Below are 13,523 nucleotides of genomic sequence, written 5' to 3' on the forward strand. Positions count from 1 at the left end.
ATCCAAAAAATAGATAATTCAGATTTTTAGGTGAACAAAAATAAGAAACAATGGAAGTAAAAATAGCTGATAGTTGGAAAAATGTTTTGAAAGAAGAGTTTGATAAAGAATATTTTAAGAAGTTAATTTCATTTGTAAAAAATGAATACAACACTTTTATCTGCTACCCTGAAAATTCAACTATTTTTAAAGCTTTTGAAGCATGTTCTTTTGAAGATGTTAAAGTGGTAATTTTAGGGCAAGATCCTTATCATGGAGAAGGCCAAGCGAATGGTTTGTGTTTTTCAGTTCATGAAAATATAAAGCATCCACCATCATTAATTAATATTTTTAAAGAAATTGAATCAGATATAAACATCCCATATCCAGAATCTGGTGATTTGTCAAGATGGGCAAAACAAGGAGTGCTTTTATTGAATGCAACATTAACCGTAAGAGAAGGAGAAGCGGGAAGTCATCAAAAACAAGGTTGGGAGCTTTTTACCGACGCGGTTATTTCTGCAATATCTGAACATAGAGAGGATGTGGTTTTTTTATTATGGGGAGGTTATGCAAAAAAGAAAGGAGCAAAAATAGATGTTTCCAAGCATTGTGTATTAACCTCAGGGCACCCATCACCTTTAAGTGCCAACAGAGGTTATTGGTTTGGAAATAAACATTTTTCCAAGACAAACATATTTTTAGAAAATAAAAATATGTTAACTATACAATGGTAGGAAGTATAGATTGATTGTAAAAAGGTAAGGTTATTGCATCTAAAATATCCTCAGTAATATCTGGGTAACTTACTTCAATAATTTTTGCTGATTTTACCCATTTTGCAATTTTTGAATATTGATTTTTATTAAATTTTTTAAGTACCGTAACACCTATTTCTTGTAAACTTAGAGCGTTGCATTGCTGTTCATATTGATTTTTCATAGGTATTACCAAAAGTTTTTTTCTTAAATATAAAGCTTCTGCTGGTGTTTCAAAACCAGCTCCACATAATACTCCTGCAGAAGATGCTATACTTTTTATAAAGTCATTACCATTAATAGGTTTAATTGCTATATTGTTTTTGTATTTATGGGTATCAGTATGTTTAGAGAATACTTCCCATTTAACATTTTTAAATTCAGATAAAACTTTAATTATTTTCTTGTCACTATATGCGGGTAAGTATACAGTATAATGTCCTTTATTTGTACTATTTCTATATCTAATATCTTTTCTAATGATAGGAGAGAAGGTGGCAGAAGAATATGGTTTAAAATGAAACCCGAATTTTACGTTAGCTGGAGCATAATATTTTAAAATTAAACGCTCAAACTTATAAGTTCCGTATTTTGGGGCTTTGTCATCTAAAACAGCGTTTTGGTGACTTAAAGAAATAATAGGAACATTTTTTAATTTTGCAGCCCATGCAGTTATAGGTTCAAAGTCGTTTATTATAAGATCATAATTTTGAACAGGAATTGATTGTATTTCAGTATATAGCTTTTTAAGCTTTATTTTTTGTAGTGTTTTCCAAACATCTATTCCTCCTTTTTTTCCAAAAATGAAACTTAACCCATATAATTTATATTTTATATCAAAAGGGAATTTTAATTCACATTGATACCCACTTATTAAAACATCAACAGTTGCTTTTCGTTGTAAAAATGGAATAATTTCAATAGCTCTGCTTGCATGACCGTTTCCTGTTCCTTGTATTGCGTATAATATTCTCATATGGTATTTATTTTACGTTTTTATTAAGGTTAAATTCAATTAAAAGCTCTTCAAAGAGTTTTGTATTATCATTTTCAGTTTCAATTAACTCAAGGTCTTTTATTTTATAATTAAGATGAATACTTTTGGCTGTTTCATCTTTTTCATATTCATATAAATTCCATTTTTTATCATGGTATTCTAAAGCAGTTAAATTTTCTATCCAATCACCAGAATTTAAGTATAATGTTTTACCATTATTATTCTCAATCTCTTTTATTTCTGGTTGATGAATATGTCCACAAACTACATAGTCATAGCTTTCTTCAATAGCAATATCAGAGGCAATAGTTTCAAAATTATTAATAAACTTTACAGCACTTTTTACACTATTTTTAATTTTTTTGGAAAAAGAAAGTTTTCCGTAACCAAGTTTTTCACTAATCCAGTTCACAGCAGTGTTTATCATTATTAGTGTATCGTATCCAATTCCTCCTAATTTAGCAAGCCATTTAGAATGCTGCATTGTTACATCAAATACATCTCCATGAAAAAACCACCCTTTTTTACCATCTATATCTAATATTACTTTATTTACGATTTCGAAACTACCTAGACGAAAACCTTTAAATTTTCGTAACATTTCATCATGGTTACCTGTTATGTAATACACTTTAGTACCTGAGGTAATAAAAGACATTAATTGTTTAATAACCTTCATATGAGGTTTAGGAAAATAACGTTTGTTAAATTGCCAGATATCAATAATATCCCCATTTAAAATAATTGTTTTAGGGTTTATTGTTTTAAGGTAGTTATTTAATTCAGTAGCTCTACAACCAAAAGTACCTAAATGAACATCAGAAATAACTACAATATCTAGTTTACGTTTTTTATTTTTCTTCATATTAAAAGTATATTGAACGTATAAAGCAATTATTAATAATACTTTATCTTAATTCAAAACTACTTTTTCTATGTTTTCTTACTGATAGTAAATTGTGAAGTGTTGGTAATTAAAAGATTACTTTTTTGTAAGTAGATTGTTAGGAAAAAGTAAAAGCTCGGTATAACCGAGCTTTTACTTGTGAATATTTTAATAAGTATTATTTATTATACAATACCCAAGTTCCTTGATCTAATAAAGGAATAGCTTGTTTAAATTTTACCTCTTTCTCTTCACCTGTCATTACATTTTTGATAATAACACGTTCGTTACGTCCAATTTTAGGCTGATCTCTTACAATTGTTTCAACAACTTGTTGTTCTTGAGTTTGATTGTTACGAGCATTACTAATTTCTTGTTGTGTTGAATTTTGTACTTCGTCTTTACGTAAATCTAGTTTTTCACGTTGTTGTTCACGTGCTTCTGAAATTTGAGATTCATTTTCAGAAGGAAGTCTTCCTTTAAATAAGAACGATAATACTTCTTTGTTTACTTTGTCTATAGTAACTTGGAAAAGTTCAAAAGCTTCAAACTTATAAATTAATAAAGGATCTTTTTGCTCATAAGTTGCATTTTGAACTGTATGCTTTAATTCATCCATTTTACGTAAATGATCTTTCCAGTTCTCATCAATAATAGCAAGGGTAATATTTTTTTCAAAATCATTAACTAATGATTTCCCTTCTGACTCATAAGCTTCTTTCAAGTTAGTTACTACTTGTAATGTTTTACTTCCGTCTGTAAAAGGAACAACAATACGTTCATAACGATCACCCTCATTTTCAAAAACATTCTTAATTACTGGGAATGCTTGTGATGCGTTTCTTTGAGTATCATTTTTATAATTTTCTGAAACTATTTTATATAACTTATCAGTTAATTCTTCTTCAGATAAAGTATTAAACTCTTCTTCTGAAACAGGAGAAGTCATTGAAGAAAAACGAATTAATTCAAATTCAAAGTTTTGGAAATTTTTAGTAGGTTTATTTTGCTTAACAACAGAATCACAAGTGTCATATAACATGTTTGCTATATCAATTTGTAAACGTTGTCCATCTAGGGCATGACGACGACGTTTGTAAATAAACTCACGTTGTGCATTCATAACATCATCATATTCTAATAATCGTTTACGAACCCCAAAATTATTTTCTTCAACTTTTTTCTGAGCGCGCTCAATCGATTTTGAAATCATAGAATGCTGAATTACTTCACCTTCTTTTAATCCCATTCTATCCATCATTTTAGCAATTCTTTCAGAACCAAACTTACGCATTAAGTTATCATCTAAGGCTACAAAAAACTGAGAAGACCCAACATCTCCCTGACGACCAGCACGTCCACGTAACTGACGGTCAACACGACGAGAATCATGACGCTCAGTACCTACGATAGCTAAACCTCCTGAAGCTTTAACTTCATCAGATAATTTAATATCGGTACCACGCCCTGCCATATTTGTAGCTATAGTTACCACTCCAGGATTCCCTGCTTCGGCAACAACATCAGCTTCCTTTTTATGTAGTTTTGCATTTAATATATTATGAGGAATTTTACGCATTTGTAACATTCTTCCTAATAACTCTGAAATTTCTACAGAAGTAGTACCTACTAAAACAGGCCTTCCTTGATTTACTAATTCAACAACTTCATCAATAACAGCATTATATTTTTCACGAGTAGTTTTATAAACTAAATCTTGTCTGTCATCTCTTTGAATTGGTCTATTTGTAGGAATTTCTACAACATCTAATTTATAAATTTCCCAAAATTCACCAGCCTCAGTAACAGCAGTACCTGTCATTCCAGATAACTTACGATACATTCTAAAGTAGTTTTGTAAAGTTACTGTAGCAAAGGTTTGAGTCGCGTCTTCAATTTTTACATTTTCTTTAGCTTCTATAGCTTGGTGTAGTCCATCAGAGTATCTACGACCATCCATGATACGTCCAGTTTGCTCATCAACAATCATTACTTTATTATCCATAACAACATACTCAACATCTTTTTCAAAAACAGTATATGCTTTTAAAAGTTGATTCATCGTATGAATACGCTCACTTTTGATACTAAAGTCTCTATATAATTCTTCTTTTTGATCTGCTTTTTCTTCAGGAGTAGCGTCATTATTATTAATTTCTCCTACTTTAACGCTAATATCTGGTAAAACAAAGAAAGTATCATTTTTTGTAACATCTGATAAATGAGCAATACCTTTATCTGTTAAATCTATTTGGTTATTTTTTTCTTCAATAGTAAACCACAATTCAGCATCAACCTCAGGCATTAGCTTATTGTTGTCTTGCATATAAAAGTTTTCCGTTTTCTGAAGAATTTGTTTAACTCCTTCTTGTGATAAAAACTTGATTAATGCTTTGTTTTTTGGTAAACCTCTATAAACTCTTAATAAAAGAAAACCACCTTCTTTGGTATCGCCTTCTTTAATTAATTTTTTTGCTTCTGCTAAAACACCTACTAAATGTTTATTTTGTAAAGAAACAATATCAGAAACTAATGGTTTTAATTCATTAAATTCATGACGATCTCCTTGTGGAACTGCTCCTGAAATAATTAAAGGTGTACGAGCATCATCAATCAATACTGAATCTACTTCATCAATAATAGCATAGTTTGGAGCTCGTTGAACTAAATCTTCTTTAGAACTAGCCATGTTATCACGTAAGTAGTCAAAACCAAACTCATTATTGGTTCCATAAGTAATATCTGCATTATAAGCCTTTCTACGTGCTTCCGAATTAGGTTGATGAAAATCAATACAATCAGTACTTAAACCATGAAACTCAAAAATAGGAGCCATCCAAGCACGGTCACGTTTTGCTAAATAGTCATTAACTGTTACAACATGTACCCCATTTCCAGTCAATGCATTTAAGTAAACAGGCAAGGTAGAAACTAATGTTTTTCCTTCTCCTGTCATCATTTCAGCAATCTTTCCTTTATGTAATACTGAACCACCAATTAACTGTACGTCATAGTGAATCATATCCCATGTAACATCTTTACCAGCAGCATCCCAAGAGTTTGCCCAAAAAGCTTTGTCATTTTCTAAAGCGATATGATCTCTGGTAGCTGATAACTCACGATCAAAAGGAGTTGCAGTTACTTCAAGTTCAGAATTAGTTGTAAAACGCTTCGCTGTTTCTTTAATTACAGCAAAAGCTTCAGGCATTATTTTTTCTAAAACTACTTCAGAAGCTTCATAGGCTTCATCCTTTAATTTATCAATTTCTGTGTAAATTTCTTCTTGTCTATCAATATCAGCAGTTAAAACTTCTTCTTCTAAAGTAGCAATTTGCTTGTTAAAAGATTGAGTAGCTTCTTTTATAGCTTCTTTAAATTCGATAGTTTTTGCTCTAAGCTCGTCATTAGATAAGTTACCTAGAGAGCTTTCAAAAGCTCTTACATTTTCAACGATGGGTTGTAGTGATTTTAGATCTTTTTGTTGTTTGTCTCCAACAAAAGCTTTTATAATCGAATTTAAAATACTCATTTTTAAAATATTGTTTTACAGTTAATTAAAAATTTTAATTAACATGTTTATATAGTTATTAAGTTTGTGCTTAAAAGTAAGCAAAAAAAAAGCCTCTAAAAAGAGACTTTTTTGTTATTTTTTTAATATTCATCTTCATTCCAAAGATAATCCTCTTCAGTGGGATAATCTGGCCAAATTTCAATAATAGAATCGTATGCTTCGCCTTCATCTTCAATGTCTTGTAGGTTTTCCACTACTTCTAAAGGGGCTCCTGTACGAATAGCATAATCAATTAATTCGTCTTTGGTTGCAGGCCATGGTGCATCTGCTAAATATGATGCTAATTCAAGTGTCCAATACATTTCTTTATCGGTTTGTTTTTTGATTCTCGCAAAAATAAATTTTTTTTTTAAAAAGTCAAGTTTTTTTTATAAAATGTGCAAAAATAAATTAAAGAACTTAGTTTACAGTTTTTCAGGAATCCATTTAACTTCCTCTGCTTGTAATTCATGTGACAACTTCCGTGCCAACACAAAAAGGTAGTCAGAAAGTCGGTTTAAATACATTAAAATAGTATCACTAATTGTATCTTCTTCGTTTAAAGCAACAGATAGGCGCTCTGACCTTCTACATACACAACGAGCAATGTGACAAAATGACACAGTTTGATGACCACCAGGCAAAATGAAATGAGTCATTTGAGGAAGTGAATCATTCATTATATCTATTTCATTTTCTAAAAATTCAATTGATGTAGTATCGATTTTTGGAATATTTAATCTTTCCTTACCATTTTTAAGTGTTTCCTTTTCAGGTGGAGTTGCTAACATTGCTCCTAAAGTAAATAGGTCGTGCTGAATTTTATTTAAACTCTGTTTTAAATGATCACTGATTTCCTGATCTCTAATAAGACCTATATATGAATTAAGTTCATCAATGGTTCCATAACTTTCTATTCTTAGATGGTGTTTAGGTACTCTACTACCGCCAAACAATGCGGTAGTTCCTTTATCTCCTGTTTTTGTATATATTTTCATAAATTAATAATGTTCTTAGTTTAGCTGTTTAATTTGTTAAGTAAATATTCAGGGCAGCGAATAGGTCTTTTTGTTTCACTATTAATAAAAGCAAGTGCAGTACTTCCGGTACATAGTATATCGTTATCCTGATTAACTATTTCATAGTTAAATTCAATTTTAACTGTTGGTGTTTTTTTAAGGTACGTTTTAATAGTAATAAAATCATCATAAAAAGCAGATTTTTTAAAATTACAGTTTAATGAAATAACGGGAAGCATTACCCCTGTTTTTTCCATATATTTGTAGGTAACACCAAGAGTTCGTAACCATTCGGTACGACCAATTTCAAAAAACTGTGCATAATTACCATGGTATACTACTCCCATTTGGTCTGTTTCTGAATATCGAATTCGTATTGTTGAAATATGTTCGTGCAAAAGTATTTTTTTAAATGTAGCTAACGATACGTAAAAAATAAATAATAATCAATAGTGATTTGGTTTTTTTATACTAAAATTTATTCACACTTTTGTTCATCCAAATATGTAAGTTTAGAATCCCCTATAATCTAAATAATTTTAACAAAAAAATCGTTTTTTAACCAGTATGACTAAAACAGCTGATTCAGTTTGGATGGAATGTTTGTCTTTTATTAAAGATAATATTAAACCTCAAGCGTATAAAACTTGGTTTGAACCTATAAAGCCCATAAAATTATCAGGGGAGGCTTTGACTATTCAGGTTCCTAGTAAGTTTTTTTACGAATGGTTAGAAGAACACTATATTAAATTGTTAAGAGTTGCTTTGGTTAGGCAATTGGGTAATGATGCAAAGTTGGTATATGATGTACGTATGGAAAATACGTATAGTAGTAATAGTCCGCAAACTGTAAAAATACCTAGTTCTAATAGAAATCCTTTAAAACCGCAAAAGGTAACGGTTCCTTTAGAATCTAAACGTGAACTTAAAAATCCTTTTGTAATACCTGGTTTACAGAAGGTTAAAATAGAGTCTCAATTAAACCCAAATTATAATTTTGTAAACTTTATTGAAGGTGACTCAAATCGTTTAGCTCGTTCAGCAGGTATGGCTGTGGCTAACAAGCCTGGGGGTACTTCTTTTAATCCATTATTAATTTATGGTGGAGTTGGTTTAGGAAAAACTCATTTAGCTCATGCTATAGGAGTAGAGATAAAAGATAAATATCCTGATAAAACAGTTTTATATATTTCATCTGAAAAATTTACACAACAATTTATTGATTCTGTAAAATCAAATACTAGAAATGATTTTATTCATTTTTACCAAATGATTGATATATTAATAATTGATGATGTTCAGTTTTTATCTGGTAAGTCAGGTACACAAGATGTATTCTTTCATATTTTTAATCATTTGCACCAAAATGGGAAGCAAGTTATTTTAACTTCTGATAAGGCTCCTGTTGATATGCAAGATATTGAACAACGATTATTATCTCGTTTTAAATGGGGATTGTCAGCAGAACTACAATCACCTGATTATGAAACGCGTATTTCAATACTTCAAAATAAACTATATAGAGATGGTGTTGAAATGCCTGAAGAAATAGTTGAATATATAGCAAAGAATATTAAATCGAACGTTAGAGAGTTAGAAGGGGTTATTATATCAATGATTGCTCAAGCTTCTTTTAATAGAAAAGAATTTACAATTGAATTGGCTAAGCAAATAGTTGATAAGTTTGTAAAGAACACCAAAAAGGAACTTTCTATAGATTATATTCAAAAGGTAGTATCTAAATATTTTGATATGGATGTTGCTACTCTACAATCAAAAACTAGAAAACGTCATATTGTCCAAGCGCGTCAATTAGCTATGTACTTTGCTAAGCGTATGACAAAATCTTCTTTAGCTAGTATTGGAAGTCAAATAGGTCAAAGAGATCATGCTACAGTATTACATGCATGTAAAACAGTAGATAATCTGACAGAAACTGACAAGCAATTTAAGAAGTATGTAGAAGATCTTACTAAGAAATTAACATTATAAAGATAGATATAAAATGAAAATACTAATGGTTTGCTTGGGGAATATTTGTCGTTCTCCATTAGCCGAAGGTATTTTAAAATCTAAAGTTTCTTCAGACTATGTGCAAGTAGATTCTGCTGGAACAGCTGGATACCATGAAGGTGAATTACCTGATAAAAGGTCTATTGCAGTAGCAAAAAAATATGGTATTAATATAACAGATCAGCGATCTAGGAAATTTTCAGTAACAGATTTTGATAGCTTTGATGTAATTTATGCAATGGATGAAAGTAACTATGATAATATAGTTGCTTTATCTAGAAGTTATGAAGATAAAAGTAAGGTAAAAATGATTCTACAAGAATTAGATCCTGATCAAAAATTGAATGTGCCAGATCCATATTATGGAGGTGAATTAGGTTTTGAAAATGTATATCAAATGCTTAATAATGCTTGTGAAGAAATTAGCTCTAAAATAAACAAATAATGAAAGGTAAACTGTATTTAATACCAACTACTTTAGGAGATACTGAGCCTTTAGAAGTAATGCCTATATCTGTAAAAAAAGTTATAGAGCACTTAGATTTTTTTATTGTTGAAAACGAAAAATCTGCTAGAAGATTTATAAAAAAAATAACACCAACTAAAGCTCAACCATCATTACAATTAATGTTGTTAGATAAATATTCAGATGAGTTGGAAACTAGAAATTATTTAGATGCTTGTGAAGAGGGTAAATCAGTTGGTTTATTGTCTGAAGCTGGGGTTCCTGCAGTAGCTGATCCTGGTGCTACTATTGTAAAACTAGCACATCAAAAAGGAATTCAAGTGGTTCCATTAGTGGGGCCGTCATCAATATTAATGGCAATGATGGCTTCTGGTATGAATGGACAGAGCTTTACCTTTAATGGATATTTGCCGATTGATAAATCTGATAGAAAAAAAGCTATAAAGGATTTAGAGAAACTTTCTAGAGATAAAAATCAATCACAAATTTTTATAGAAACACCTTATAGGAATGAAAAAATGTTAGAAGATTTACGTGCTGTATTATCTCCAGAAACTAGAGTTTGTGTGGCTTGTGATATTACATTACCAACTGAGTACATAAAAACATTGACAGTAAGAGAGTGGAAAAATGTAAAAACCGATTTACATAAACGTCCAGCTATTTTCATAGTGCACAAGTAAACCGGCTTTCTGCTAAATAATCGGGGATTTATTAGGCGATATGTTGGATACATTGTATCCGCCAAATTTCTTTAAATATTGCTCTATAGATGTTCCAAAAGCATCGTTAAATTTTATTTTACCATTTGATCGTAAGAACTTTTTAACGTTACCAGCACCACTAAGATGGGCTGCAGCTAAAATACCTGATTCTGTAATTTTAATACCGTTAATTCTTTTTCCTACACTTCTTCTAATATCTTTTCTTAAAATCCATTTATTAACTTTACAAAGTGCTATAAATGCTTTTTCTTGTAATTCAGGATCTTTTAAAAATTTATGAGTGTTATATATTCTAAACCTTTTTAAGGTTGATTTTCCAAATTGATATTTTCCAAGATAACCAAGCTTATTAACAACAGTATATCTACCTTGTGACTCTTTGAATGCTAAGGCTTCACGAAAACCAATAAAATTTTTCTGTAAAAAAGGAAAGTTAAAATCCCTTTTATTTGTAACCTCTATTAAAGGTTTTATAGTAATTTTTTCTTTCTTAGTTGGATTTGCAGTAAAGCTAGTTAGTAAAACAAATCCTAAAAATATAAAAACTAAATGTCTGATAATTAGTTACTTTCTGTTTAGCGGGGGCAAAGATATAACAAAAAACACAAATAACTGGGTATTAATTATTTGTGTTTTTAGGAAGGTTGTATTTTGTTTAGTAATTCGTTGAATGTTTTATGAAAAAAAAACATAAATGCCTCTTTTTTTATTTAAAACAAAATGAAATGAGTTAATTTTTATAAATAAAATTTTGTTAAAATTTATCGGTTAATACCTCTGTTGCTAATCCATCGTTGATATTTTGCAGCATTTCTATTATGTTGTGCCAATGAATTTGCAAACTCATGAAAACCAATCTTTTCTACACTGGCACACATATAATAATAGCTGTGTTTTTTATAATTTAATACTGCATCGATAGCAGAAATATCTGGCATTGCAATTAAAGTAGGAGGCAAGCCAGTATTTTTATAGGTATTGTAAGGTGATATTATTTCAAGATCTTTAGTTAATACTCTTTTTACTATAAAATCTTGTCCGTTTACCTCTTTTACGCAATAAATTATGGTAGGATCAGCTTGTAAAGGCCAATTGTTTTTTAAACGATTTAAATATAAACCAGCAACAATAGGACGTTCAACTTTTTGTGCTGTTTCTTTTTGTACTATAGAAGCTAAAGTGATAACTTGATCTTGAGTTAGGTTTAAGTTTTTAGCTTTTTTTATTCTTGATTCATTCCAAAAGCGCTTATACTCTCGTAACATTTTAGCACGAAATTTTTTAGCAGAAGTATTCCAATAAAATTCATAGCTGTTAGGAATGTACATACCTAAAGCGGATTTCTTCGTAAAACCATTAGTCTTTAAAAATGTATCATCAAGCATTGTTTGAAGCAATGAAACTGAATCAGTTTCTATTTGTTCAGAAATTCTACCGGCAAGTTTCTCTAAAGTGTCTTGATTGTTGAAAGAAATTTTAATGGGAGTTTGATTTCCACTTCTTAAAAGGTTAACAAGATCATTCATGCTCATTCCTTCTTTAAGAATATATTTCCCTCCTTTTGGAGTTGTAAATTTCTTTCGATTGGCTACCCAAATGAAATTTTCAGGACTTTCAATACTTGTACTAAGTTGTTTTTTTACATCATCCAAAGAGTGTTTTGAGCCTATGTATAATATTGTTTCTTTAGTTACTGCTTTACCAAAAATTTTTTGATAATAATTAAATCCAATTATTGCTCCAACAATAAAAAGAGTAATAATGCTTCCGTATATATTTTTTTTATTCATTAATTAATTGAAATAGAATTTCGTCTTTAAATTTACCTTGGCTATATATCCAATCTTTCTTTAATCCAATTTTTGAAAAATGTTTTTTCTGAAACAAAGTTAAACTATTTATATTATCAGCAGTAATATTAGCATACAATTGATGCAGTTGTAGGTGTGAAAAACAATATTTAATTAATAAATCTAAAGCTTCAGAAGCATGTCCGTTTTTTTGAAAAAGAGGATCAATAAGTATACCGATGCCTGCTCTTTTATGTTGTGGGTTAAAATCAAATATATCTATAGTACCAATTGATTGATTAGTGTTATTTAGTTGAATAACTAATCGTAATTGTTTAGCTTCGTATATATCTAGATGAGCATTTTCTAAATACTGTTTTAGTAAATACTTAGAAAAAGGTGCTTGTGTATGACTTATTTCCCAAAATGCTTCATTGTTTTCTATAGAAAAAAGAAAAGATAAATCTTCAGGTTCTAAGGCACGTAAACTTATATGTTGCCCTTTTAAAGTTTGCATTAAATAGTTATTTGTCCTTTAAAAACAAAGGTAGCTGGTCCTGTTAAAAAAACATCGGTATATGTTCCATTATTTTCATTAAAACTAACTTCCAATTCTCCTCCTTTTACAGGAAGATTAATAGTTGCACTGTTTGTTTTGTTTGTTTTATGCATTGCAACTGCTACTGCAGTAACACCAGTACCACATGCTAAAGTTTCATTTTCAACTCCACGTTCATAAGTTCTAACTTTAAAAGTAGTATTGTTAATTTGTTCTACAAAGTTTACATTACTACCTTCCTTTCCATAAATATCATTTCGTATACTTTTCCCCGAATTATATACATCATAATTATCTAGGTTATCAACTAACTGAACATGATGTGGAGATCCGGTATTAGCAAAACAATAATTATCATACAAATCAATAGTATTTACATCTATCATTTGTAATGATACTATATTATTTTTAATGGATGCATGATGTAAACCATCAATTGCAGTAAAAGTTGTTTTAGTTTTAAAGATACCTAATTTATGAGCAAAAGCAACAATACATCTACCTCCATTACCACACATAGTACTTTCATTACCATCAGCATTAAAATAGATCATTTTAAAATCAGTACTTTCATCTTCTTCTAGTAGAATTAAACCATCAGCACCAACGCCAAAGTTACGGTCACATAAAAACGAAATTGTATTAGTTTGTTCTTTTGGAAATGTATTTAATCTGTTATCTATTATAACAAAATCATTTCCTGTTCCTTGATATTTATAAAAAATTACTTCCATAGATAGGCAAAGATACATATTTCATAGAGTAAAAAAGAGTGTTAAAT

The 13,523-nt window shown here is 29.8% G+C and carries 14 protein-coding genes; 5 read left to right on the top strand and 9 right to left on the bottom strand.

Annotated features, from left to right (window positions below; translation table 11 throughout):
- The first annotated feature begins 50 nt into the window (after positions 1-50).
- A complete protein-coding gene (ung, locus tag ACKTTQ_RS09320; protein WP_408049053.1) occupies positions 51-716 on the top strand; it encodes a uracil-DNA glycosylase in 666 nt (221 codons plus the stop codon).
- On the opposite strand, the gene ACKTTQ_RS09325 is transcribed toward ung, so the two are convergent.
- The 6 genes from ACKTTQ_RS09325 to ACKTTQ_RS09350 all read right to left on the bottom strand — a co-directional run bounded on the left by ACKTTQ_RS09325 (position 703) and on the right by ACKTTQ_RS09350 (position 7,587).
- Positions 703-1,713: a glycosyltransferase family protein gene (locus ACKTTQ_RS09325; protein WP_408049054.1), complete on the bottom strand. Its 1,011-nt coding sequence runs from the start codon at positions 1,711-1,713 to the stop codon at positions 703-705. The two genes, ung and ACKTTQ_RS09325, sit on opposite strands and share 14 nt — an antisense overlap.
- A 7-nt stretch (positions 1,714-1,720) precedes the next feature.
- On the bottom strand, positions 1,721-2,599 hold the full coding sequence (locus ACKTTQ_RS09330) for a UDP-2,3-diacylglucosamine diphosphatase (protein WP_093871392.1): 879 nt from the start codon (positions 2,597-2,599) through the stop codon (positions 1,721-1,723).
- 199 nt (positions 2,600-2,798) lie between these two features.
- Entirely contained in the window at positions 2,799-6,149 is a 3,351-nt protein-coding gene (gene secA, locus ACKTTQ_RS09335) for a preprotein translocase subunit SecA (protein WP_408049055.1), read from the bottom strand.
- 122 nt (positions 6,150-6,271) lie between these two features.
- On the bottom strand, positions 6,272-6,493 hold the full coding sequence (locus ACKTTQ_RS09340) for a DUF2795 domain-containing protein (RefSeq protein WP_047789198.1): 222 nt from the start codon (positions 6,491-6,493) through the stop codon (positions 6,272-6,274).
- A gap of 102 nt (positions 6,494-6,595) precedes the next feature.
- Positions 6,596-7,168 (bottom strand): cob(I)yrinic acid a,c-diamide adenosyltransferase, encoded by a 573-nt coding sequence (locus ACKTTQ_RS09345; protein WP_093871390.1) that lies wholly within the window; start codon positions 7,166-7,168, stop codon positions 6,596-6,598.
- Between the two features lie 20 nt (positions 7,169-7,188).
- Entirely contained in the window at positions 7,189-7,587 is a 399-nt protein-coding gene (locus ACKTTQ_RS09350) for an acyl-CoA thioesterase (protein WP_299134306.1), read from the bottom strand.
- Positions 7,588-7,756: 169 nt separating this feature from the next.
- Between ACKTTQ_RS09350 and dnaA the strand changes: the two genes are divergently transcribed.
- From dnaA to ACKTTQ_RS09370, 4 genes are read left to right on the top strand one after another with little or no spacing between them, the layout of a single operon-like run.
- On the top strand, positions 7,757-9,181 hold the full coding sequence (gene dnaA / locus ACKTTQ_RS09355; protein ID WP_093871388.1) for a chromosomal replication initiator protein DnaA: 1,425 nt from the start codon (positions 7,757-7,759) through the stop codon (positions 9,179-9,181).
- Positions 9,182-9,194: 13 nt separating this feature from the next.
- Entirely contained in the window at positions 9,195-9,647 is a 453-nt protein-coding gene (locus ACKTTQ_RS09360) for a low molecular weight protein-tyrosine-phosphatase (protein ID WP_233487164.1), read from the top strand.
- Entirely contained in the window at positions 9,647-10,351 is a 705-nt protein-coding gene (locus tag ACKTTQ_RS09365) for an SAM-dependent methyltransferase (protein ID WP_093871387.1), read from the top strand. Before ACKTTQ_RS09360 ends, ACKTTQ_RS09365 begins: the two co-directional genes overlap by 1 nt.
- Before the next feature lie 40 nt (positions 10,352-10,391).
- The gene (locus ACKTTQ_RS09370) at positions 10,392-10,673 is read left to right on the top strand and encodes a hypothetical protein (RefSeq protein ID WP_158530849.1); all 282 of its coding nucleotides are present in this window, start codon (positions 10,392-10,394) and stop codon (positions 10,671-10,673) included.
- A 481-nt stretch (positions 10,674-11,154) separates the two neighbouring features.
- Here ACKTTQ_RS09370 and mltG read toward each other — a convergent pair whose 3' ends face one another.
- From mltG to dapF, 3 genes are read right to left on the bottom strand one after another with little or no spacing between them, the layout of a single operon-like run.
- On the bottom strand, positions 11,155-12,183 hold the full coding sequence (gene mltG, locus ACKTTQ_RS09375) for an endolytic transglycosylase MltG (protein ID WP_113787291.1): 1,029 nt from the start codon (positions 12,181-12,183) through the stop codon (positions 11,155-11,157).
- The gene (locus tag ACKTTQ_RS09380) at positions 12,176-12,700 is read right to left on the bottom strand and encodes a GNAT family N-acetyltransferase (protein ID WP_113787290.1); all 525 of its coding nucleotides are present in this window, start codon (positions 12,698-12,700) and stop codon (positions 12,176-12,178) included. The genes mltG and ACKTTQ_RS09380 overlap by 8 nt, the downstream gene beginning before the upstream one ends.
- Positions 12,700-13,476, bottom strand: a complete 777-nt coding sequence (gene dapF / locus ACKTTQ_RS09385; protein ID WP_113787289.1) for a diaminopimelate epimerase — start codon at positions 13,474-13,476, stop codon at positions 12,700-12,702. Before dapF ends, ACKTTQ_RS09380 begins: the two co-directional genes overlap by 1 nt.
- Positions 13,477-13,523 lie beyond the last annotated feature (47 nt).

Origin of the sequence: Tenacibaculum halocynthiae, from assembly GCF_964512825.1 — a bacterium.
Taxonomy (GTDB): Bacteria; Bacteroidota; Bacteroidia; order Flavobacteriales; family Flavobacteriaceae; genus Polaribacter; species Polaribacter halocynthiae.

What these genes read in the sequence shown, in the direction of transcription:
- ACKTTQ_RS09340 (WP_047789198.1), bottom strand. Translation starts at nt 6,493, where the DNA reads ATGTATTGGACACTTGAATTAGCATCATATTTAGCAGATGCACCATGG.
- mltG (WP_113787291.1), bottom strand. Translation starts at nt 12,183, where the DNA reads ATGAATAAAAAAAATATATACGGAAGCATTATTACTCTTTTTATTGTT.
- ACKTTQ_RS09330 (WP_093871392.1), bottom strand. Translation starts at nt 2,599, where the DNA reads ATGAAGAAAAATAAAAAACGTAAACTAGATATTGTAGTTATTTCTGAT.
- ACKTTQ_RS09325 (WP_408049054.1), bottom strand. Translation starts at nt 1,713, where the DNA reads ATGAGAATATTATACGCAATACAAGGAACAGGAAACGGTCATGCAAGC.
- dnaA (WP_093871388.1), top strand. Translation starts at nt 7,757, where the DNA reads ATGACTAAAACAGCTGATTCAGTTTGGATGGAATGTTTGTCTTTTATT.
- ACKTTQ_RS09365 (WP_093871387.1), top strand. Translation starts at nt 9,647, where the DNA reads ATGAAAGGTAAACTGTATTTAATACCAACTACTTTAGGAGATACTGAG.
- dapF (WP_113787289.1), bottom strand. Translation starts at nt 13,476, where the DNA reads ATGGAAGTAATTTTTTATAAATATCAAGGAACAGGAAATGATTTTGTT.
- ung (WP_408049053.1), top strand. Translation starts at nt 51, where the DNA reads ATGGAAGTAAAAATAGCTGATAGTTGGAAAAATGTTTTGAAAGAAGAG.
- ACKTTQ_RS09360 (WP_233487164.1), top strand. Translation starts at nt 9,195, where the DNA reads ATGAAAATACTAATGGTTTGCTTGGGGAATATTTGTCGTTCTCCATTA.
- secA (WP_408049055.1), bottom strand. Translation starts at nt 6,149, where the DNA reads ATGAGTATTTTAAATTCGATTATAAAAGCTTTTGTTGGAGACAAACAA.
- ACKTTQ_RS09370 (WP_158530849.1), top strand. Translation starts at nt 10,392, where the DNA reads ATGTTGGATACATTGTATCCGCCAAATTTCTTTAAATATTGCTCTATA.
- ACKTTQ_RS09345 (WP_093871390.1), bottom strand. Translation starts at nt 7,168, where the DNA reads ATGAAAATATATACAAAAACAGGAGATAAAGGAACTACCGCATTGTTT.
- ACKTTQ_RS09380 (WP_113787290.1), bottom strand. Translation starts at nt 12,700, where the DNA reads ATGCAAACTTTAAAAGGGCAACATATAAGTTTACGTGCCTTAGAACCT.